A 20,629-nucleotide genomic window follows, 5' to 3' on the forward strand; every position below is an offset into this window, starting at 1 on the left:
CAAGGCGCAAAACCAGATGGTGTCGCCGAGCCCGGCTTGAAGATGGGGCCGGGCGGAAACCCGGGCCTCGATCAAAGGTGAACGATCTGCGTCGCAGACCGAAGCCGATCAAACCTCTGCGCCGCTCTCCGCGACTTCCACGATCCCAATTCCTGACGCACCATCGCCCCATTCAAATCGTCACATTTCTGTTACATTTCGAATCGCCCGAGGCTAGACTGGAATCATCTGCGCAAAAAACACGATGGAGGAGGACCAAGTTGGTTGCGTATTTTACGAGTTCTCAGGTTCAATCTTCTGCCCAAACCCGCCTTTCCCCAAGTATCAAAATCATCCGCATCGACCTGATCCTTGGCGTCGCTCTGCTTCTGCTCGTGTTTCTCAGCCTTTGCGGAACCGCAATGACCTATCGCAGCGGAAACGCGACGCTGCATCGGATTGCGGATCTGCTCTTGTTCGAGGAGGAGCGGAACCTTCCCACCCTGTTCAATTTCGTTCTTCTGCTCGCGAATATGGGCGCGCTGGCGGTGGCGGCGGCCTGCGCGTTTGGTGGCAAAGACAGGTGGCGCTGGCACTGGTTCTCGCTCTCGGCGTTTTTCTTGCTTTTAGCTTATGACGAGGCGGCGCAGATCCATGAGGGTCTCAACGAACTTGTGGGTGCCATCGTGAATACCGGTGGCTTTCTGGCATTCGCTTGGGTCATTCCGGGGGCTGCAGTCGTGCTTTTAATGGGCATCGGCTTCAGTCGGTTCCTGCTTGCCCTTCCCAGACGCAGCGCGACGCTATTCGTCCTGTCCGCGGCGATTTATGTCAGTGGCGCCTTGGGGGTCGAGATGATTGGTGCCCGGCTTTGGGCCGCGAACGGATGGGACAACATCGCCTATAGCTTCCTTGCCACGGTCGAAGAGTCGCTTGAGATGGCCGGTTTGATCGTCTTTCTGCACGCGATACTCATGTTCCTTGCCGGGCCGGGCGGCACGCTGCAGCTGGAGGTGCAGCGCAGCGCAGCGCGGGTCGGGGCCTACCGCTGCGAGGGTGAGGCCGCGAGCACGGTGGCTCGTCGCTCCGGTGACGCCAGCGCGAGGTAGGCGGCTCCGGTCACGACGAACGCCACGATCCAGCCGATGTCGATCTCGCCCATCGCCTGTGCAATGGGGCCGGTAAAGAACGGGGTATTCAGCATCGGGATCTGGCAGGCAATCCCGAGGAAGTAGGCGACGGCAGCGCGCATCTCGAACCGCCCGTAGATTCCGCCATCGTGGCGAAAGAAGGACGTGATATCGTAGCGGCCACGTTTGACGAAATAGAAGTCCAGGATGTTGATGGTCGCCCAAGGCGCAAGCACGATCATCAGCCCGATGACAAAGGAGATGAAGCGCGGCACGAAATCCGCGGTCAGCGTCGCCATCGCAAGGCAGCCCAACAGAACCGCAACCGACATGACGATGCGCGCGCGCTTCGCCGGTTGCCAATCGGCCGCGAAGGTCTGGATCACCGTGATCAGCGACAGCACCGCGCCATAGATGTTCAGCGCGTTATGCGTGACGATGTTCAGGATGAAGAGCAGCAGCAGGATCGGTGCCAGAACCCCGACCGAGGCGCTGACCAGTTCCATCGCGTCGGCACCGGCGGGTGCGCCGGCAACAGTGATCGCGCCCAGCATGAACGAGGCCGAGGTGCCCGTCGCCGCGCCCCCGAAACTGGCGAGCATGGGCGCGCGGATGCCGACTTCGGGCGGCAGGTATCGCGAATAATCCGAGGTGTAGCAGGCATAGGACAGGTGCCACACTGCTGCGAGCGAGAACATCGAGAACCAGCCGAAGACCGTGACCTCGCCTTGGGTCCAGATGCCTTCGGGCAGGGCGGTCACGAGGTTGTATCCCGCCGCCACAAGGCCGATGCCCATGAACCACATGCCGACACGGTTCAGATAATGGATCGTGCGATACCCCAGAATGGCGATGATCGCCGCCGCCAGCGCCGAGATCACGGCCCCCGACGGTGTGTTCACCGCAGGCACCAACGCATGCACCGATTTCGCGGCCAGCACGATGTTGGAGGTGAAGAAGCCCAGATAGAGGATCGTCGCGAAGCCGACGACCAACAGCGCGCCGTAGCGTCCGAACTGGCCCCGGCTCTGGATCATCTGGGCCAGGCCCATCTGCGGACCCTGTGCCGAACAGGCACCAAGGATGAGCGCGCCGACGATATTGCCGAAGATGATGGCCGTCGCAGCCCAAAGAAGCGGCAGGTCGAACACCTGCACCGCCATCGCGCCGGTCACGATCGGAAGCGGCGCGATGTTGGTCGTGAACCACAGGGTGAACAGGTCATGCGCGCGGCCATGGCGTTCGCCAAGCGGCACGAAGCCGACGCTGTTTTCTTCGATCGTGGACATGCGGCGGCTCCCCCCTTGGCATCTCGTGGTATACCATAATAGGGTATATCGCAAAGATGCAAGGGGGAGGCCGCGCGCCGGGCCAAGATCAGCCGATGGCCGAGCAGATGTATTTGATCTCCAGATATTCCTCGATGCCGTATTTCGACCCTTCGCGGCCAAGGCCGGATTGCTTGACGCCGCCGAAGGGCGCGACCTCGTTCGAGATCAGGCCGGTATTGTGGCCGACCATGCCGTATTCCAGCGCCTCGGAGACGCGGATCATGCGGGCATGATCGCGGGTGTAGAAATAGGCCGCCAGCCCGAAGATCGTATCATTGGCCATCGCGACCGCTTCTTCCTCGGTGTCGAAGGCGAAAAGCGGGGCGAGGGGGCCGAAGGTCTCCTCCTGCGTCACGGTCATGTCGGTGGTCACCCCGGTCAGGACGCCGGGCTGAAAAAGCAGCCCGCCCAAGCGTTTGCCGCCGGTGACCAGCTTCGCCCCCTTGGACAGCGCGTCGGCGATATGCGCCTCGACCTTGGCGATGCCCTTTTCCTCGATCATCGGGCCGATCTGCACGCCTTCCTCGGTGCCGGGGCCGACCTTCAGCGCGGCGACCTTGGCGGCCAGCTTATCGGCGAAAGCATCATAGATACCGCGCTGCACCAGGATGCGGTTGGCGCAAACGCAGGTCTGGCCCGCGTTGCGGTATTTGGCGATCATCGCGCCTTCGACGGCTGCATCCAGATCGGCATCGTCAAAGACGATGAACGGCGCGTTGCCGCCCAGTTCCAGCGACATGCGTTTGATCGTGGGCGCGCATTGCGACATCAGCACGCGGCCCACCTCGGTCGATCCGGTGAAGGAGAGCTTCCGCACCACGTCCGAATCGGTCAGCACCTTGCCGATGGGGCGGCTTTCGCCCGTGACGATCTGCAAAACGCCCGCGGGAACGCCCGCGCGTTCGGCCAAAACGCCCAGCGCCAGCGCGGTCAGCGGCGTCAGATCGGCGGGCCGAACGATCATCACGCAGCCCGAGGCGAGCGCCGGCGCGGCCTTGCGGGTGATCATCGCGGCGGGGAAATTCCACGGCGTGATCGCTGCGGTGACGCCGATGGGCTGGCGGATCACGGTCAGGCGGCTGTTTGCCTGCGGCGAGGGGATCGTGTCGCCATAGATGCGTTTGGCTTCTTCGGCGAACCATTCGATGAAGCTGGCGGCATAGGTGATCTCTCCCTTCGCCTCGGCCAGAGGTTTGCCTTGTTCGGCGGTCATGATCGCGGCCAGATCGTCGGCATTGGCGATCATCAGGTCGAACCACTTCCGCAGAATGGCGCTGCGTTCCTTGGCCGGGCGCTTGGCCCATGCGGGGAAGGCCGCTTCGGCAGCCGCAATGGCGGCTTCGACTTCGGCGGGCGACAGGCTCGGGACGGTGCCGACGACCGATCCATCGGCGGGGTTCGTGACCTCGATCACCTCGGTCGAGGCGGCGCGCACCCAGTTTCCATTCACAAGGCAGGTATCGACCAGAAGGCCGGGGTCTTTCAAGGACAGCATGAAGGGCTCCTCATTATCGTTCGACATATCGAACACTGTTCGGTATGAAGAACAGGTAGCAGCCTGAAAGTCCCGACGTCAACGATGAACACCGCCAAGCCCGTCCCCGCCGTATTGCGCGCCGCCGCCATTCTGGACCTTGTCGCCGCCCAGCCGGGCCTTGGCCTGTCCGAAATCGCCCGCAGGGCCGGGATACCCAAAAGCAGCGCCCACGCCCTATGCCACACACTGTGCCAGCTCGATCTGCTGCGCGAGGAGGCGGGCGGCTTTCACCTTGGCGGTCATGCGGCGCGTTGGGCGGTCCCGCGCGATCTGCGGGCCGATTTCCGCCGGGGCCTTGCCGCGGACCCGCTGCTGTCGCGCCATACGGTCACCCTGTCGGTGCTGGAGGGGGCCGAGGTCATCTATCAGGCCTGCCACGATTCGGCGGCGCCGCTGGGTATCACCTTTCGCGTTGGCATGCGCCTGCCCGCCGTGTTCACCGCAACGGGCAAGGCGCTTCTGGCCGCGATGGAGCCGAGCGCGCTGGATGTCTTCCTGACCCGGCCCCTGCCGCCGCCGATCACCCCGGCCAGCGTCCGCACCATCCCCGCCCTGCGGCGGGATCTGATGGAAACCATGACGCGCGGCTGGTCGCTGGATGCCGGCGAGGTGCGCGAGGGCATGTGCTGCATCGGTGCCGTGATACCGGGCACGAATGCCGCCGTCGCCCTGTCCCTGACCGTGGCCGAGGCGCGAGGCGAAGTGACCGCCCGCATCGGCGAGGCCATGGCCAAATTCGCACGAACGCTGGCCTAGGCCAGCAGACGGTGAGCGATGGCGGCAGCTTCGGACAGGTGGGTTTCGACGGCGCGGCCCGCGGCATCGGCATCGTTCGCGCAGATGGCCTCGGCGATCTGGGTCATGCGGGCAAAGCCCGACACGTGCCGGTCGGTCGTGGCCAGCGTCATCGCGCGCAATCGGCTGATCCGGCTGTTCAGGCGCTGCACGATATCCCATGCCATGTCGTGACCGGCGGCAAGGAAGATCGTCTGATAGAAGTCGGTCGATGCGTCGAACAAAGGCCGCGTCTCGCCCGCATCATATGCCGCGCCCAGAGCTTTGAGCGCCCGGCGAAGGTCCGTCTTCACGCGGGCATCCGCCTTTTCGGCGCAGGCACGGGCAGCGTTCGTTTCCAGCAGGCGGCGAATCTCGTAGATCTGGGCGGCCCGGTCCCAATCCATGGACGCGACCACCGGACCGCGATTGGACTGGATCTCCACCAGCCCCTCCGCCTCCAGATAGCGCATCGCCTCGCGGATGACGGTGCGGCTGACGCCAAGCGAATCGCACAGGGGGCGTTCGATCAACCGTTCCCCCGATTTGAAATGGCCGGAGATGATCGCGGCACGAAGCCGCTCCAGCACCATTTCGCGCAGCGTCTTGGGGGGCGTATCTATACGCAGAAGGGGGGTGGCAGCATCGGACATCATGCAAGGTTACCCGATGGATGGGGGAGGCGCCAGCGCCTCGACGATGACGACATGGGTTTGCGCGGCGCCGGCTCTGGCAGCCCGCGCAGCCGTGTATTCGGCGCTGTCGTAACAGGCACGGGCGGCGGCAAGCGAGGGGAATCCGATCACGACGTGGCGGGCAAGCGCCGGCCCCTCCAGCGTCTCGGCACCGCCGCCGCGCGCCAGGAACACGGCCCCGTGGGCGGCGAAGGCGGCGGGTGCAAGCCTTTGATATTCCGCATAAGCCTCGCTGTCCGTGACGGTGACATGGGCGATCCAATAAGCGCCGTGGGGCATGGATTTCCTCGCTGCTGAAAGATTTGTATTTGACATCCTGTCATACGGTATACCAACATGAGCGGCAGCAAGTCCATTGAAAGGTCCGCGGAAATGAGCGCTCTGATCCGAAAAACCCTCCTCCACGTGGAAACCACCCTGATCGAGGGCGGACGCGAGGCGCAGACCCCGCTGGTCATGGTGGCGGCCACCGCCATCGTGAAGAACCCGTTGTTCGGTCAGGGCTTCGTCGAAGACCTGAAGCCCGAGATCCACCGCGTCGCCCCGATCCTGGGCGAAGTGCTGACCAAGATGATCATCGACCACGCCGGTTCGGGCGAGCGTGTCGAAGGCTACGGCAAATCCGCCGTCGTCGGCCTGGGCGGCGAGGTCGAGCACGCGTCGGCCCTGATCCACACGCTGCGTTTCGGCAACCACTACCGCACCGCGGTCGGCGCGAAATCCTATCTGGCGTTCTGCAACACCCGTGGCGGCGCGAACGCCCCCGTTATGATCCCGCTGATGGACAAGAACGACGAAGGCCGCCGTTCGCATTACCTGACCATCAACTTCTCGGTTCCCGATGCTCCGGCGGAAGACGAGATCCTCGTGGCACTCGGCGCGTCCTATGGCGGGCGTCCGCATCACCGCATCGGCGACCGTTATCAGGACCTGAAGGATCTTGGCCATGACGTCCAAAACCCTGCCGCTGTCTGAGGGCGTCCTCAGCTATCGCGAAGCCGGGCAGGGCGAACCGCTGGTCCTGATCCACGGGGTCGGGATGCAGTCCGCCGCATGGGGCCCGCAGATCGAGGCGCTGGCCGGAACGCACCGCGTCATCGCGCTGGACATGCCCGGGCATGGGGGGTCGTCCCCCCTGCCGCAGGGCGCGGGGTTGGTTGATTTCGTGGCCTGGGCTGCGCAGGCGATCCGTGCGCTGGATGTCGGCCCGGTGAACCTTGCCGGGCATTCGATGGGATCCCTGATCGCGGGCGGGCTGGCGGTCGATCATCCGGACCTGATCCTGCGCGTGGCGCTGGTCTGCGGCGTGCATCGCCGGACCGAGGAAGCGCGCGAGGCCGTCATCGCCCGCGCCACCGCGATTCAGGCCGCCGCCGCCAACGGCACCCCTGCCGATCCGCAAGCCCCGCTGGCGCGCTGGTTCTCGGAAAGCTGGGCCGATCAGGCCGCCAAGGCGCTGACCTCGCAGCTTCTGGCCGATGTCAGCCCCGAGGGATATGCCACCGCCTATGCCGCCTTCGCGTCGGGCGATGATGTCTATGCCGACCGGCTGGCCGAGATCGCCTGCCCGATGCTGGTGCTGACCGGAGAGTTCGACCCGAACTCGACCCCCGCCATGGCCGAAACCATGGCCCGCGCCGCGCCGCGCGGACGCGCCTTCATCGTCCCGAACCATCGGCACATGGTCAACCTGACCGCGCCCGAAACGGTGACCGAGGCGATGCGCGACTGGCTTGCACGTCCTGTCTCCGGTGCCGATGCGCTGCGCCCGCTGCGCGATGCGTTCGGCGCGTTCATGACCGGCGTGACGGTGGTGACAGTCGACAATAACGGGCAGCCACTGGGCTTCACCGCCAACAGCTTCGCCTCGGTGTCGCTGGACCCGCCGCTGCTTCAGGTGTCGATCGCGCGGACCTCGCGCAACTATGACGCCGTGACGCGGGCCAAGGGGTTCGCGATCAACATCCTGTCCGAAGCGCAGAAGGATGTGTCCAACACCTTCGCCCGCCCGGTCGAGGATCGTTTCGCCACCGTCGACTGGAAACACGGCCCCGCTGGCAGCCCCGTGATCGACGGCACCGCCGCGTGGTTCGACTGCACCATGCACCGCGTGATCGAGGCGGGCGACCATGCCATCCTGATCGGCCGCGTGGTGGAATTCGAAAACACGCCCGCGCCGGGCCTCGGCTATTTCCGCGGCGCCTATGTGCAGGCGGCGAACGGAGCCAAGGCCGCCGATGTCGGCCCGGATGTGGTGGTCAGCGCGATCATCGAACAGGCGGGCGCTGTGCTGCTGGTGGACGACACCGGCGGCGGTTCGACCCTGCCCTCGCGGATCGCGGGCAAGGATGGCGCGCGTGCGGCGCTGGCGGATCTTCTGGCCAAGACGGGCCTGTCGGTGCAGCCGGGGTTCATCTATGCGGTGTTCGACGACGACAAGCGCGGGCAAAGCCACATCGCGTTCCTGTGCCAGGCCGCGACCGGAACTCCCGTCAAAGGATCGTTCGTGGCGCTGGACGACTGCACGCTGGGCGACGTCGCGGATTCCGCACTTCGCATCATGCTGACCCGGTTTACCGAAGAATCCCAGATTGGCAACTTTGGAACTTACTTCGGAACAGAGACGGCGGGCGACGTGCGCCAGCTCGTCAAGGGAGGCAGCCAATGAAGTTTTCGCTTTTCATCCACATGGAACGCACCGACCCCGCCGAGGATCAGGTCGCGCTTCATGAGCAGATGATCGAGCTGTGCAAGATTGCCGACGAAGGCGGGATGCACGCGATCTGGACGGGCGAACATCATGGGATGAACTTCACCATCGCGCCGAATCCGTTCATCAACCTTGTCGACATTGCGCGGCGCACCAGGAACGTGCGCCTTGGCACCGGCACCGTGATCGCGCCGTTCTGGCACCCGATCAAACTGGCGGGCGAGGCGGCGATGACCGACCTCGTGACGCAAGGGCGGCTGGATCTGGGCATCGCGCGCGGGGCCTACAGCTTCGAATACGACCGCGTTCAGCCGGGCCATGAACCCATGGGACGCAGGCCAGAAGATGCGGGAGTTGATCCCGGCCATCAAAGGGCTGTGGGAAGGCGATTACGCCCATGACGGCGAATTCTGGCAGTTCCCGACAACCACATCCGCGCCGATGCCGGTCCAGAAACCGCATCCGCCGATCTGGGTTGCCGCCCGCGATCCGAACAGCCACGAATTTGCGGTTGCCAACGGCTGCAACGTGCAGGTCACGCCCCTTCACCTGCCGGACGAGGAAGTCGTCAGCCTGATGGAGCGCTTCAACGCCGCGTGCGAGAAGCATTCGGACATCCCGCGCCCCAAGATCATGCTGCTGCGCCACACCTATGTCGCGGACAGCGAGGCCGACGCCCAGCGCGGGGCCGAGGAGATGAACCGCTTCTACAACTATTTCGGTGCATGGTTCAAAAACGAACGTCCCGTCAGCCAGGGTCTGATCCAGCCGCTGACGGATGACGAGATCGCGGCGAACACCTACTACGGCGCGGACAAGATGGGTCAGGGCTGCGTCATCGGCGAAGCGCCCGAAGTGATCTCGCGCCTGAAGGCCTATGAGGATCTGGGATATGACGAATTCGCGTTCTGGATCGACACCGGCATGACATTCGAGCGCAAGAAAGCCTCGCTGCAGCGATTCATCGCCGAGGTGATGCCCGCGTTCGAGGACAAGTGATGCAGCGGTTCCAGCACTATATCGACGGCGCGTTCAGCGATGCCGAGGCGACGTTCCAAAGCCTCGACCCCGCGACCGGGCAGCCTTGGGCAGAAATGCCCGAGGCGCGCGAGGGGGATGTGGACCGCGCCGTCACGGCCGCGCACCGGGCGTTCGATGCGCCCGAATGGGCGGGGCTGACGGCATCGGCACGCGGCAAGCTGCTGTATCGGCTGGCCGACCTGATCGCCGAGGCCGCGCCGCGTCTGGCGGAACTGGAGACGCGCGACACCGGCAAGATCATCCGCGAGACATCGGCCCAGATCGCCTATGTCGCCGAATACTACCGCTACTATGCCGGGCTGGCCGACAAGATCGAAGGCGCGCACCTGCCGATCGACAAGCCCGACATGGAGGTCTGGCTGCGCCGCGAGCCGAAGGGCGTCGTCGCCGCCATCGTGCCGTGGAACAGCCAGCTTTTCCTGTCGGCGGTGAAGATCGGCCCGGCTTTGGCGGCAGGCTGCACCATCGTGGTGAAGGCTTCCGAGGACGGGCCCGCGCCGCTTCTGGAATTCGCACGGCTGGTGCACGAGGCTGGCTTCCCGCCGGGCGTCGTGAACATTCTGACGGGCTTCGGGCCGCGCTGCGGCGCGATCCTGACCGCGCATCCGCTGGTCGATCACATCGCCTTCACCGGCGGGCCGGATGCGGCACGACACGTCATCCGCAACTCGGCCGAGAACCTTGCCTCGGCATCGCTGGAACTGGGGGGCAAGTCGCCCTTTATCGTCTTTGCAGATGCCGATCTGGAAAGCGCGGCCAACGCGCAGATTGCGGGCATCTTCGCTGCGACCGGGCAAAGCTGCGTCGCAGGCTCGCGTCTGATCGTGGCGGCAGAGGTGAAGGACCGCTTCCTTGCACTGCTGGCCAAGAAGGCCGAAGCCGTGGCGATCGGCACGCCGCAGGACATGGCGACAGAGGTCGGCCCGCTCTGCACCGCCCGCCAGCGCGCCAAGATCGAGGAGGTTGTCGCGGCCTCGGTCGATGCGGGCGCGACGTTGGTGACGGGGGGCAAGACGCCGGAGGGGCAGGGGTTCTATTACCCGCCGACGATCCTCGATTGTTCCGCCGTGCCGGATGCGCCCGCCGTCGGGACCGAACTGTTCGGTCCGGTCCTGTCCGTCATCGCCTTCGACACCGAGGAAGACGCCGTCGCGCTGGCCAATTCCACGCAATACGGGCTGGCCTCGGGGGTGTTCACCCGCGATCTGGCCCGCGCGCACCGGATGGTGCGGCGCATCAAGGCGGGGATCGTCTGGATCAACACCTACCGCGCCGTATCGCCCGTGGCGCCCTTTGGCGGGCACGGCCTGTCTGGGCATGGCCGCGAAGGCGGCATCGCGGCGGTGCTGGATTACACCGCAGTCAAGACGGTCTGGCTGCGGACTTCGGATGACCCAATACCCGATCCGTTCATCATGCGCTGAGGAGGCGCATTCAGGGAGGCGGAAATGAAATACGCGCCTGCGCTGGCGCAGGACATGATGTTCACCAGCTGGGGCGGCACGACGCAGGACGCCCAGACCGAATTCTGGGCCGACCCCTTCTCCCTAGCCTCGGGCACCGCCATCTTGCAGGAAGGCCCCACCTAGGACGTGGTCGAGTCGAATTTGACTATGCTTTGCAGGCCGGGGCGCAGGGCTTGCTGGAGCCGCTGGATTACACCGTGATCGACAAGTCGAAGCTCGATCCGCGCTTCGTGTCGGACCATGCGGCCGGCAGCTTCTATCACTCCTTCATGCTGGGCTCGAACCCTTCGGCATTTCCCGAAGCGCCGAAGCGAGCCGACGTCAGCGATCATCGCAAACGACCCGCTCTAATCGCATGCAGGTTGGTCCAGCGGAGAGCAATGGTTGGTTGCCCCTGCCGTCTGACAAGTCGCGAACGCCGTCAGCAGCTGACACATCGATCAGACCGAGCATTTCAGCACAGCAGAAACTTCTTTCCGTTGCTGCATCGCAATGTCGCACATTGTCAAAGGGCGCCTCCGAGCGCCCTTGTTCATCCATCGGCGCGGGCAGCTGATGGCGCCCTGCCATCATCGGCATTTAGAGGAAAGCGGTCTGAGTTCGTCACCCTTCTTGCCCGAGGCAAATAGCCGGCGGTCGACCTTTGCCGATGCTGCACGCAGGTTCCCCGAATGCAGACCTTGATGACATTTATGGTAGCGCCAAGTCAGGCTTTCGTACCTGTGTCGGAAAAGTCCCGGAATAGCGAGACCATCATCTGCAGGCAAATGTTCGGCCGGGCTGTGCTGTTTGCAGCCGGGATAAGAATGCGGCACCCAGATCGTCGGCAGCCCGAGCAGGTCAGCGAACGCATCATTCGGAACTGTGCCGCCGATGTTGGGATTGATCGCCACGGGCTTTTCCAAAACTCCTGCCACTGATGGTCCGTCCTGGGATTTTCGCGACATTTGCCGTCGCGCCGTAAAATGTCAGCCGGCCGCGGAAAGCGCGCGGTATTGTGCGACCGGAGCCAGCCCGAAATGGTCGCGCAGGGTATGCCCAGTGTATTCGGTGCGGAACAGGCCCCGCTTTTGCAGGATCGGCACCACCTCGGCGGTGAACAGTTCCAGTTGCTCATAGATCACCGGCGGCATCACGTTGAACCCGTCTGCGGCGCCGGAGGTGAACCAATCCTCGATCACGTCGGCGATGCGTTCGGGCGTGCCAGCGATGGCCAGATGCCCGCGTGCCCCGGCAAGTTTCTGCAGCAGCTGCCGCATGGTCAGCCCTTCGGCAAGCGCGGTCCCGGCGATGCCCATGGCGCGACTTTTCGACGCCTCGACCGCCGAAGGGTCGGGGAAATCGCCGACCCGCAGCGGGCGATCGAGCGGAACGTCCGAGAAATCATGCCCGCCGAACCGCGCCGTCAACCGCGTCAGGCCGATTTCTGGGCTGGTCAGCTCATCCAACTCCTCGAACACCCGGTCTGCCTCGGCTTGGGTCGATCCGATGGCGGGGCTGATCCCCGGCAGCACGACGACGTCATCGCGCCGCCGTCCGCGCGCGGCGGCGCGGGCCTTGATGTCGGCATAGAAACCCTGCGCGGTGTCCTTGCCCAGATGGGCGGTAAAGATCACCTCGGCCCATTCTGCGGCAAAGGCGCGCCCGTCTTCGGACTGCCCGGCCTGCACATAGACGGGGCGGGATTGCGGGCTGCCCGGCACGTTCAGCGGCCCCTTGGTGCTGTGGAACGGGCCGCGATGGTTGACCGGGATGATACGGGATGGATCGGAATATCGCCCGCCTGCGCGGTCATCGAGCAGCGCCTCGGCAGGCCAGCTTCTCCACAGCGCATCGATCGCATCCATGAAATCGGCGGCCATCCGGTAACGTTCACCATGCGATGGCTCGGCATCGAGGCCATAGTTCAGCGCGGCGTTCGGCGCCCATGAGGTGACGATGTTCCACCCTGCGCGTCCGTTCGACAGATGGTCCAACGTCGCGAACTGACGCGCCAGCGTATAGGGCAGGCTGTAGGTGGTCGAGGCTGTGCCGATCAGGCCGATCCGGTCCGTCACCGCCGCCAGTGCGGACAGAAGCGTGATCGGCTCCAGCACGCCCGACGCGACGAGCCCGCCGCTGGCCGGGGCGACCAGCGCATCGGCAAGGAACACCGCGTCCAGTCTGGCATCCTCGGCGATCCGGGCGGCCTTGGCGTAAAGCTGCAGGTCCGTCAGCGATTCCGGGGCCGAACGCGGATGCCGCCATGCGCTTTCGTGATGGCCGCGCGGCATGAGGAATAGGTTCAGATGAAGCTGTCTTGTCATGTTGCTCTCTCAGACAAGGTCGGTCTCGACGCCGAGGCTGCCCAGCAGCGACAGGCGGAGACGTTCGAAATCGGGATGGCTCGTGCGGCGGGGGTGAGGCAACGGGACGCGGTGATCCTCGGCGATGGTGCCATCACGCAGCACGAGGATGCGATCCGCCAGAAGCAGCGCCTCGTCCACGTCATGCGTCACCAGTATGACTGTCGGGCGGCGGCGTTCCACCAATCGGAACAGCAGCGCGTGCATCTTCAGCCGCGTCAGCGCGTCCAGCGCGCCGAAGGGTTCGTCCGCCAGCAACAGGTCGGGGCTGCGCAGCAGCGAACGCGCCAGCGCCGCCCGCTGTTTCTGCCCGCCCGACAGCGTGCCGGGCCAGGCCGCGGCCTTGTCACCGATGCCGACAGCGTCCAGCATCTGCTGCGCTTCGGTCTCCGCGCCGTCATGGCGAAGGCCCAACGTCAGGTTGTCGATCACGGGCAGCCACGGCAGAAGGCGCGCGTCCTGAAACAGCACTGACACGTTCGGCGGCACGGAATAGCTGCCCGCCATCTCGGCATCGTCGTCCAGGCCCGCCAGCGCCCGCAGCAAGGTCGTCTTGCCCGACCCGGATTCGCCCAGCAGCGCCACGAACTGACCGCGCGGAATGTCGAGCGTGACGTCGCGCAGGACGGTCTTGCCCTTGAAGGCGCGCGACAGGCCGCGCATCGATACGGGGCTTTTAAAATCTTGCGGTGTCATGATCCGATCGACCTTCTCCAGGACAGGGCGCGCGCCTCGACGGCGCGAACCACCGCATCGGACAAAAGGCCCAAGGCGGCATAGATGAAGATGCCCACAACGATGATGTCGGTCTGGCCCCAGTCCCGCGCGCGGTTCATCAGGTATCCGATGCCGGTCTGGGTGTTGATCAGTTCCAGCACCACCAGCGAGGTCCAGCACAGCGTCACGGCAAGCCGGAGCGAGACGAAGAACCCCGGCAGCGCACCCGGCAGCGCGACCTTGCGGATGAACTCTGCCCGCGTCAGCCCCAAGGTGCGCGCCAGTTCCACATGGCCCATGTCGATCCCGCGCAGCGCCGCATGGGTGTTGATGTAGACGGGAACGAGCACGGCGGTGAAGATCAGGAAGACCTTCATCGTCTCGCCGATGCCCAGCCACAGGATCACCAGCGGGATCAGTGCCAGCGTCGGCACCGCGCGCTTCACCTGCACCAGCCCATCAAGCAGCATCTCTCCCGTGCGCGTCAGGCCGGAGGCGAGCGCCAGCACAAGCCCCGCGATCACCCCAAGCAGCAGCCCCGAATAGGCCCGCGCCGCCGAGGCCGCCAGATGCGGCAGAAGCGTGCCGTCGGCGACCATCGCGATGCCGGTCGCCACGGCCGTGGACGGGGCCGCGAGCGTATAGGGCGACAGGAATCCAAGCTGCGATGCACCTTCCCACAGGGCAAGCACGATCAACGGGCCAAGCAGGCGCGTGCCGCGCGGCAGCTTGGCAGGGGTCAGCCGGGCAAGCCGCCTTTGGGGGCGGTCCGACTGCCACGCGGCGACGGACTCGCGTTCTGGTGTCATGTCGTTCATGGGCCTGTCTCCGGGGGTCAGCGTGCCGCCTCGATCGCCGCGTCGAAGTCGGGCACGAACGACCCGGCGGCGTCGAAGGCTTCGGGCAACTCGTTCGCTTGCGCCAGAATGTCGATCAGGCGCTGGTGATGGGGGATCGCCTCGGCCGAGGTCTGAAATTCCATCAGCGACTGCGAGGCGAGGATCGCGGCGGTGTCATCGGCGGTGATGCGCTGGAACCCGCGATAATAGTGATCGCCCCACTCCTCGCGGTTCTCGTTGCTCCATGTGGCGGCACGGATCGCCGCGCCAAGGAACTCCTCGATCGCGGCGTGTTTCGCGGGATCGGCCAGCGCCTCGGGGCGTGCATAGATATACCAGGTTCCGGGCAGCAGGTCGCGTTCCTCGGGGTCGGATACAGCGCTGGCGCCGATCTGCTGGGTCAGGCGGGTCACATGCGGTTCCTGAAGCACGGCAACGTCGACGGACCCGGTGCGGATCGCGTCGGGCAGATCGGCGACGCGCAGCGGCACCTTCTCGATGTCGTCCAGCGTCAGCCCGGCGCGGTTCAGCGCCTCGACCAGAAAGACCTGACGGCCGGACCCTTCGATATAGCTGATACGCTTGCCGCGCAGATCGGCAAGGTCCGAAATCTCCAGCCCCGGCCGTGCCACGAGCCGGTATTCCGACCTCTCGCGCTGGACGGCGGCGACGATGGGCAGCAGCGTGCCCGAAGCACGCGCCTGAATGGGCGGCGTATCCCCGACATAGGCGATGTCGAGCGCACCTGCGCGCATCGCCTCCAGAATGGCGGGGCCGCCGGCGAAGTTCGGCAGTTCCACATCGGCGGTAAGATTGTCGTCCTCGCCGCTCGCTTCCAAAAGATTGCGGATCAACTCGCTCTGGTCTGCGACGACCAATTTGGTGCCTTCGGGCACTTCTGCGCCAGCGCCGACGGCGAAGAACAGGGTGGCGGCCATGCCCGCCAGGGTGATCGACTTGGGTGGCATCGGATGCTGTCCTTGCTTGTCTGAGGGAACAGACTTCTGCCAAAAGAGAAGAATATCAATCTCGACTGAGTTGATCGTGAATATTTGGAGGATTGCCACCGTCTGTCGCCGCACGGAGAGAATAGAATGCTACATCCGACCGCTTCTGGTGGAGGTGAGTTCTCTTGCCTTGTCCACGTCGGGGACAACTGCGTTTGCCATCACCGGCACCAGCGACTCGGCATATTCTCCTCGCTTTAGGGCGGCCAACTTCCCCTGAAAAGCGGAGCTTGGGGGGCGGCCCATTACCGCCGCTCGCCTGATGTCGATGCTGCGAAGCCGCATTCTCCAAAGCGGCCACTCGCACGAAAAGGTGCAGTTAGCGTCTAGGGTTGGGACAGCCCCGCCATTCGCGGCACCGCCGAAATAGCGCAGGATTTACCGGCAGATCCTTTCGGATCAGCCCATGGCTCCAGCGCGCTCGCGAGCGCATGCCAAGGCGGACACCAGCATACCCCGGCGATCTTGACCCCGCGCCCTGACAATTCCTCATTTCATGCCAGCTTGTCCCGGAGACCATCACCGGCTTGCCGTAGCGGCGTCAGGTCTTGATCAGGACCTTCGAAAGCACCGTCCGGGCGGTGTGCGGGTAGTAGTTGACCCCCACTGCATCCACGTCAGTGGCTGAGCCAGCCGCATCTGTCGCGGCGAACTGACGCTCGCCGATGCCGCTGATCGGATCGTTGGTCAGAATGCCGATGTCCGGGTGATGATCGCGCGCCACCCGTGCCATGCTAATGGCCATTTCCACCGCCTCGTGCTCGGGCATACCCGCCATGACGGGATAAAGCGCAGGGTCATTCATCGGACAAAGCCAAAGCCGTTCGTTGATTCTGATTGCGGTGGTAATGAGAGAGGTGCCAGATTGCCTGAACCGGCCTTGCGCTGGAAATCACTCGTGGCTTTCGAACAGAAGGCCACATAGCATGAGCACCCGATCGGAACGAAACCGGTGCAGGTCCAAAGTTCGTTGTGCCGGAGCGTCCAAGCAAACTCGATCCTTACGCCGACAACCCGCTCTCCGGCCATGCGCTCATCTTCGAGCGGGTGATCTTGCCATGCGGCAGAAGGACGGCGCCGGGGATGTGACCGGCGGCGAACAGCGCGCACCCACTTGTGTAGGCGTTGTTATGTAACCACGACGATTTCCCGATCGCCAAGGGCGGCGTATTGTGGGCAAGGTTTCGCCCTGCCCACCAGCCGAACGGATGCAGGCTCAGGCGGCCGGTGCGAAGCCGAACGAGAAAGGCTCGGGCTGTCCCCGTTTGCCGATGACGCGCTCGCGAAGCGCGGTCGTTTCGGCCTGCGCGACGGAACCGTCTTCGGCAAGGATCACGCCGTAATCCTGTTCGGCCCGGTGGCGAGAGACGAGATCATGCGCAACGTCGCGCGCCACCAGCGCCGGGTCGCGGGCCAGAGGGTCGCCCCAACCGCCGGAACCTGCGGTGATGAAGATAATCCGATCGCCGGGCTGCACGGCCAGATTGTCGATCTTGGACGGGATACGTTCGCGTTCCGAGGCGCCCGCGCGCAAGATCCACTTTTCCGAGGTGCCGCCGAACAGACCGCCGTTGATGCCCCAAGGCGGCACGATCTCGCGGTCGTCGTGGATCGACACCATTCCGGGTTCCATCACGCGGTAAACCTTCTCGATCCCCGCGCCGCCGCGATGAAGGCCCGCACCGCCCGAATCCCGCACCGGGCGATAGCTGTCCACCAGAACGGGATAGTAGTTTTCGATATACTCAATGGGGGTCGCAGAAAACAGTGGCCACCATGCATGCCCGTCCAGCCCGTCGCCGCGCGGTCGGCCCGGAACGCCGCCGAACAAAAGCTCCATCAGCTGGAAATACCGCCCCTCGCCATCCGTGCCGGTGAAGATGAAATGCGGCGAGGTGCCGTATCCCGCCGCCATCGACAGGTGCGGCGCGCGCTGGCCCAGGGCACCGGCCTGACAGTCGAAGAACCGCGTATGCGTGTTCAGACGGTTCGACAGCGCGGCAGGGAATTTCGGGTTCAGCAGCGATCCTTCGGGCAGAACCACCTCGAACAGGTCATAGAACCCTTCGTTGAAGTTGATTGACGGATCGAACGCCATGATCATGTAGACGCCGAAGAACAGCTTGCACAGGCCTTCGTGGATGTGGAAGTTGATCGGCCCTTCGGCCTGATCGTCGGTGCCGGTGAAATCGAACACCGCCTTCTCGCCTCGGCGATAGATCGACAGCTTCATCTTGAATGGCCCGTTTCCAAGGCCGTCGTCATCTACGTAATCCTCGAATTCCACCGGATCTTCCGAGATATACTGGTCGATGATCACCTTCATCGCGTCGCGCGTGCGCAGCATCAGAAGATCGCAGGCGGCCAGATAGGTCTCGTGCCCGAACCGTTCGCACAGCTCGCCCACCCGTTTGCCCGCCGTGCGGCAGCCCGCGATCAGCGCCATCAGGTCGGCGCGGTTCATGTCGGGCGTGCGCGAGTTGTTCAGCATGATCTCCAGCACGCCGTCGTTCAGGACATGCTTGGAATAGATGCGGACGGGCGGCACGCGCAGCCCTTCCTCCCAGATGGTGCGGGCGTTGGCGGGCATGGAGCCGGGGACCGAGCCGCCCACATCCGTCATATGCCCGAAGATCGAACTGAATCCGACATGGATGCCGCCATGGAAGATCGGCATCATCACGCACCAGTCGTTGTTGTGCGAAATGGAGCCCTTGCAGGCATAGGGATCGTTCCAGACGAAGACGTCGCCTTCGTTGATGTCGCCGCCGAATTTTTCGACCACGGCAGGGATATACGATCCGAACTGTCCCACGATCATCTGCCCCGCGGGGTTGCAGATCATGGGGAATTCGTCGTGCTGTTCGCGCACGGCGGGCGACAGGGCGATGCGCAGGACGACGTTGTCCATCTCGAACCGCGCGTTCTTCAGGGCGTTCTCGATGATGTCGAGCGTGATGGGATCTACTTGCATGGCTCAGACCTCCTCGGGCCAGATCATCAGGTTGCCGAACTGGTCGACGGTGGCGGTGTGGCGGGGCAGCAGCACGGTCGTGCTGTCGTATTGGCGAATGATGGCGGGGCCTTGGACCTTGGCACCGACCGCCAGCTTCGCGCGGTCATAGTTGGGGGTGTCGATCCATGCGCCGTCGAAATAAGCGGGGCGGGTTTCGATGATCGCCGCGGCGGGATCGCCTCCGCCAGCCGGGGTCTGCACATCCACCGGCGCGGTCGCACCGACGGCGATGACACGCAGCGCCACCATCTCCACCGGAACGTGGAAGCGCACGCCATACATGCGTTCGTGCAGCCCGTGGAACTGGTCGAAGATCGGCTCCAGCGCACCTTGGCCTGCGACCAGATCGGGGTCCACCTCCACCGACACCTCGTATCCCTGCTGCTCATACCGCAGGTCCAGCGAATAGATCAGGCGGCGGTCGCCCTCGGCCACCTGCTGTTCGTCCAGCCATGCGCGGGCACGGGTCGCCAGATCGGCGAAACGGTCCCAGATCATCGACGGCTCGGTGTTGCGCGAGGATCGGATGAAGGTCTGCACGAACTCGTTCTTGAATTCGGATTCAAGGAAGCCCAGCGCCGACAGAACGCCCGGATTCGGCGGCACGACGCAAGGATAGCAGCCCAAGAGTTCCGCCATCGCGTTCGCGTGCAGCGGGCCCGCGCCGCCGAAGGCCAGAATGCCGAAGTCGCGCGGATCGAGGCCGCGTTGCACGGTGATGACACGCAGCGCGCCCAGCATAACCTCGTTCGCGATCTGCAGGATGCCCTTGGCGGCGTCCTCGACCGACAGGCCCAGCTTGTCGCCGATGCCCGCGATGGCCTTGCGCGCACCGTCGATGTCCAGCGACATGGCCCCCGACAGAAGCACCGGCGGCAGATAGCCCAGAACGGCGTTGGCATCGGAAACGGTCGGCTCGGTCCCGCCGCGGCTGTAGCAGACCGGCCCCGGCTGTGCGCCCGCGCTGCGCGGCCCGACGCGCAGGGATCGCGTCAGATCGACCACCTCGGCGATGGACCCGCCGCCCGCGCCGACCGAACGCACGTCCAGCGTCGGCACCTTGGCCGGGAACGCGCCGACCTCGGTCGATCGCGAGATGGTCGGCTTGCCGTCGATGATCACCGAAACGTCGGTCGAGGTGCCGCCCATGTCGAAGGCCAGAAGATCGTGCCCGGTGCGCTGCGACACCATGACGGTCGATGTGACGCCCCCTGCCGGGCCCGACAGCACCGTATGCACCGGCCGGTCGCCCGCCATCTTGGCCGACATCAGCCCGCCGTCCGAACGCACGATATGCAGATGCGAGCGCACGTCATTCGCCGCCAGCCGTTCCTCGATCCGGTCCAGATAGCGCGTCATGATCGGGCGCACGTAGTCGTTCATCACGGTGGTGATGGTGCGGTCGTATTCACGAAACTCCGGCAGGATGTCGGATGACAGCGACACCGGAATATGCGGATGGCGCGCGGCCACGATCTCGCGCAGCTGCCGTTCATGGTCCGGGTTGGCATAGGAATGCATGAGCGAGATGGTCAGCGCCTCGATCCCGCTGGTGCACAGATCGTCGATGGCGCGGGTCGCGGCCTCGGTGTCCAGCGCGTCGATCACGCGGCCATCGGCGGCGACGCGTTCGGGAATGCCGCGCGTGTCAGACAGCGTGGCCAGCGGGGTCGGCTTGTCCATCACGATCCAGCCGAACAGCGGCCCCGGCGTCCAGCTTTTCGCCAGATGCAGCACGTATTCGAAACCCTTGGTCGTCAGCAGCCCGACGCGCGCGCCCTTCCCTTCCAGCACGGCATTGGTCGCCACGGTCGTTCCGTGCAGCACCATGTCCAGATCGGCGGTGGAAATCCCGGCTTTTTCGCAGATCAGGCGCACACCTTCGGCCACGCCGATGGATTGGTCCTGCGGGGTGGAGGGCGTCTTCGCCTGCCACACCCGCCCCGTCGCCTCGTCATGCAGCAGAAGGTCCGTGAACGTCCCTCCGACATCGACACCCAGCCTCATCGGCGGTTCTCCCTTGTTGATTCCGTCTTGGTCGC

General features: G+C 64.7%; 18 protein-coding genes and 1 pseudogene. 7 read left to right on the forward strand and 12 right to left on the reverse strand.

The window, feature by feature from the left end; genetic code table 11:
* Nucleotides 1–260 precede the first annotated feature (260 nt).
* Nucleotides 261–1,088 carry a multidrug transporter gene (locus tag E2K76_RS10670; RefSeq protein ID WP_136684289.1) on the forward strand — a complete coding sequence of 276 codons (828 nt, stop codon included), beginning with the start codon at nucleotides 261–263 and terminating at the stop codon, nucleotides 1,086–1,088.
* Here the strand turns inward: E2K76_RS10670 and E2K76_RS10675 are convergent.
* Together E2K76_RS10675 and E2K76_RS10680 are read right to left on the reverse strand one after the other, a co-directional pair.
* The gene (locus E2K76_RS10675) at nucleotides 1,022–2,398 is read right to left on the reverse strand and encodes a purine-cytosine permease family protein (protein WP_136684290.1); all 1,377 of its coding nucleotides are present in this window, start codon (nucleotides 2,396–2,398) and stop codon (nucleotides 1,022–1,024) included. The genes E2K76_RS10670 and E2K76_RS10675 overlap by 67 nt on opposite strands.
* A gap of 88 nt (nucleotides 2,399–2,486) precedes the next feature.
* A complete protein-coding gene (locus E2K76_RS10680; protein WP_136684291.1) occupies nucleotides 2,487–3,935 on the reverse strand; it encodes an NAD-dependent succinate-semialdehyde dehydrogenase in 1,449 nt (482 codons plus the stop codon).
* Nucleotides 3,936–4,019: 84 nt separating this feature from the next.
* On the opposite strand from E2K76_RS10680, the gene E2K76_RS10685 reads away from it, so the two are divergent.
* Entirely contained in the window at nucleotides 4,020–4,733 is a 714-nt protein-coding gene (locus tag E2K76_RS10685) for an IclR family transcriptional regulator (RefSeq protein WP_136684292.1), read from the forward strand.
* On the opposite strand, the gene E2K76_RS10690 is transcribed toward E2K76_RS10685, so the two are convergent.
* Both E2K76_RS10690 and E2K76_RS10695 read right to left on the reverse strand, forming a co-directional pair.
* Entirely contained in the window at nucleotides 4,730–5,407 is a 678-nt protein-coding gene (locus tag E2K76_RS10690) for a GntR family transcriptional regulator (protein WP_342773631.1), read from the reverse strand. The genes E2K76_RS10685 and E2K76_RS10690 overlap by 4 nt on opposite strands.
* Before the next feature lie 6 nt (nucleotides 5,408–5,413).
* Entirely contained in the window at nucleotides 5,414–5,725 is a 312-nt protein-coding gene (locus E2K76_RS10695) for a DUF1330 domain-containing protein (protein ID WP_136684293.1), read from the reverse strand.
* A gap of 93 nt (nucleotides 5,726–5,818) precedes the next feature.
* Here E2K76_RS10695 and E2K76_RS10700 point away from each other — a divergent pair, with 93 nt between their 5' ends.
* The 5 genes and pseudogenes from E2K76_RS10700 to E2K76_RS20330 all read left to right on the forward strand — a co-directional run bounded on the left by E2K76_RS10700 (nucleotide 5,819) and on the right by E2K76_RS20330 (nucleotide 10,786).
* Entirely contained in the window at nucleotides 5,819–6,421 is a 603-nt protein-coding gene (locus E2K76_RS10700; protein ID WP_136684294.1) for an amino acid synthesis family protein, read from the forward strand.
* On the forward strand, nucleotides 6,393–8,114 hold the full coding sequence (locus E2K76_RS10705; RefSeq protein WP_136684295.1) for an alpha/beta fold hydrolase: 1,722 nt from the start codon (nucleotides 6,393–6,395) through the stop codon (nucleotides 8,112–8,114). The genes E2K76_RS10700 and E2K76_RS10705 overlap by 29 nt, the downstream gene beginning before the upstream one ends.
* Nucleotides 8,111–9,155, forward strand: a pseudogene (locus E2K76_RS10710) (LLM class flavin-dependent oxidoreductase). The gene E2K76_RS10705 and the pseudogene E2K76_RS10710 overlap by 4 nt, the downstream one beginning before the upstream one ends.
* Nucleotides 9,155–10,621, forward strand: coding sequence for an aldehyde dehydrogenase (locus E2K76_RS10715; RefSeq protein WP_136684296.1), 1,467 nt, complete (start codon nucleotides 9,155–9,157; stop codon nucleotides 10,619–10,621). Before E2K76_RS10710 ends, E2K76_RS10715 begins: the two are co-directional and overlap by 1 nt.
* A 24-nt stretch (nucleotides 10,622–10,645) precedes the next feature.
* Nucleotides 10,646–10,786 (forward strand): hypothetical protein, encoded by a 141-nt coding sequence (locus tag E2K76_RS20330; protein ID WP_169053268.1) that lies wholly within the window; start codon nucleotides 10,646–10,648, stop codon nucleotides 10,784–10,786.
* A gap of 446 nt (nucleotides 10,787–11,232) precedes the next feature.
* Here the strand turns inward: E2K76_RS20330 and E2K76_RS20610 are convergent, their stop codons facing one another.
* The 8 genes from E2K76_RS20610 to E2K76_RS10760 all read right to left on the reverse strand — a co-directional run bounded on the left by E2K76_RS20610 (nucleotide 11,233) and on the right by E2K76_RS10760 (nucleotide 20,594).
* Nucleotides 11,233–11,556, reverse strand: coding sequence for a hypothetical protein (locus tag E2K76_RS20610; RefSeq protein ID WP_220432210.1), 324 nt, complete (start codon nucleotides 11,554–11,556; stop codon nucleotides 11,233–11,235).
* Between the two features lie 75 nt (nucleotides 11,557–11,631).
* Complete coding sequence (locus tag E2K76_RS10725) at nucleotides 11,632–12,969, reverse strand: LLM class flavin-dependent oxidoreductase (RefSeq protein ID WP_136684297.1); 1,338 nt, start codon at nucleotides 12,967–12,969, stop codon at nucleotides 11,632–11,634.
* A 9-nt stretch (nucleotides 12,970–12,978) separates the two neighbouring features.
* Entirely contained in the window at nucleotides 12,979–13,704 is a 726-nt protein-coding gene (locus tag E2K76_RS10730) for an ABC transporter ATP-binding protein (RefSeq protein WP_136684298.1), read from the reverse strand.
* Nucleotides 13,701–14,543, reverse strand: a complete 843-nt coding sequence (locus tag E2K76_RS10735) for an ABC transporter permease (RefSeq protein WP_136684299.1) — start codon at nucleotides 14,541–14,543, stop codon at nucleotides 13,701–13,703. Before E2K76_RS10735 ends, E2K76_RS10730 begins: the two co-directional genes overlap by 4 nt.
* A gap of 17 nt (nucleotides 14,544–14,560) precedes the next feature.
* Nucleotides 14,561–15,532: an ABC transporter substrate-binding protein gene (locus E2K76_RS10740; RefSeq protein WP_136684300.1), complete on the reverse strand. Its 972-nt coding sequence runs from the start codon at nucleotides 15,530–15,532 to the stop codon at nucleotides 14,561–14,563.
* A 580-nt stretch (nucleotides 15,533–16,112) separates the two neighbouring features.
* Nucleotides 16,113–16,376, reverse strand: a complete 264-nt coding sequence (locus tag E2K76_RS10745) for a hypothetical protein (protein ID WP_136684301.1) — start codon at nucleotides 16,374–16,376, stop codon at nucleotides 16,113–16,115.
* 411 nt (nucleotides 16,377–16,787) lie between these two features.
* Nucleotides 16,788–18,545, reverse strand: a complete 1,758-nt coding sequence (locus E2K76_RS10755) for a hydantoinase B/oxoprolinase family protein (RefSeq protein WP_136684302.1) — start codon at nucleotides 18,543–18,545, stop codon at nucleotides 16,788–16,790.
* A gap of 3 nt (nucleotides 18,546–18,548) precedes the next feature.
* Entirely contained in the window at nucleotides 18,549–20,594 is a 2,046-nt protein-coding gene (locus E2K76_RS10760) for a hydantoinase/oxoprolinase family protein (RefSeq protein WP_136684303.1), read from the reverse strand.
* Between the last annotated feature and the right edge of the window lie 35 nt (nucleotides 20,595–20,629).

The organism is Falsirhodobacter xinxiangensis (assembly GCF_004959935.1).
In the GTDB taxonomy this organism is placed as follows: Bacteria; Pseudomonadota; Alphaproteobacteria; order Rhodobacterales; family Rhodobacteraceae; genus Falsirhodobacter; species Falsirhodobacter xinxiangensis.

What these genes read in the sequence shown, in the direction of transcription:
- E2K76_RS10700 (WP_136684294.1), top strand. Translation starts at nt 5,819, where the DNA reads ATGAGCGCTCTGATCCGAAAAACCCTCCTCCACGTGGAAACCACCCTG.
- E2K76_RS10695 (WP_136684293.1), bottom strand. Translation starts at nt 5,725, where the DNA reads ATGCCCCACGGCGCTTATTGGATCGCCCATGTCACCGTCACGGACAGC.
- E2K76_RS10690 (WP_342773631.1), bottom strand. Translation starts at nt 5,407, where the DNA reads ATGATGTCCGATGCTGCCACCCCCCTTCTGCGTATAGATACGCCCCCC.
- E2K76_RS10680 (WP_136684291.1), bottom strand. Translation starts at nt 3,935, where the DNA reads ATGCTGTCCTTGAAAGACCCCGGCCTTCTGGTCGATACCTGCCTTGTG.
- E2K76_RS10740 (WP_136684300.1), bottom strand. Translation starts at nt 15,532, where the DNA reads ATGCCACCCAAGTCGATCACCCTGGCGGGCATGGCCGCCACCCTGTTC.
- E2K76_RS10755 (WP_136684302.1), bottom strand. Translation starts at nt 18,545, where the DNA reads ATGCAAGTAGATCCCATCACGCTCGACATCATCGAGAACGCCCTGAAG.
- E2K76_RS10730 (WP_136684298.1), bottom strand. Translation starts at nt 13,704, where the DNA reads ATGACACCGCAAGATTTTAAAAGCCCCGTATCGATGCGCGGCCTGTCG.
- E2K76_RS10725 (WP_136684297.1), bottom strand. Translation starts at nt 12,969, where the DNA reads ATGACAAGACAGCTTCATCTGAACCTATTCCTCATGCCGCGCGGCCAT.
- E2K76_RS10685 (WP_136684292.1), top strand. Translation starts at nt 4,020, where the DNA reads ATGAACACCGCCAAGCCCGTCCCCGCCGTATTGCGCGCCGCCGCCATT.
- E2K76_RS10745 (WP_136684301.1), bottom strand. Translation starts at nt 16,376, where the DNA reads ATGAATGACCCTGCGCTTTATCCCGTCATGGCGGGTATGCCCGAGCAC.
- E2K76_RS20330 (WP_169053268.1), top strand. Translation starts at nt 10,646, where the DNA reads ATGAAATACGCGCCTGCGCTGGCGCAGGACATGATGTTCACCAGCTGG.
- E2K76_RS10705 (WP_136684295.1), top strand. Translation starts at nt 6,393, where the DNA reads ATGACGTCCAAAACCCTGCCGCTGTCTGAGGGCGTCCTCAGCTATCGC.
- E2K76_RS10760 (WP_136684303.1), bottom strand. Translation starts at nt 20,594, where the DNA reads ATGAGGCTGGGTGTCGATGTCGGAGGGACGTTCACGGACCTTCTGCTG.
- E2K76_RS10715 (WP_136684296.1), top strand. Translation starts at nt 9,155, where the DNA reads ATGCAGCGGTTCCAGCACTATATCGACGGCGCGTTCAGCGATGCCGAG.
- E2K76_RS10735 (WP_136684299.1), bottom strand. Translation starts at nt 14,543, where the DNA reads ATGAACGACATGACACCAGAACGCGAGTCCGTCGCCGCGTGGCAGTCG.
- E2K76_RS10675 (WP_136684290.1), bottom strand. Translation starts at nt 2,398, where the DNA reads ATGTCCACGATCGAAGAAAACAGCGTCGGCTTCGTGCCGCTTGGCGAA.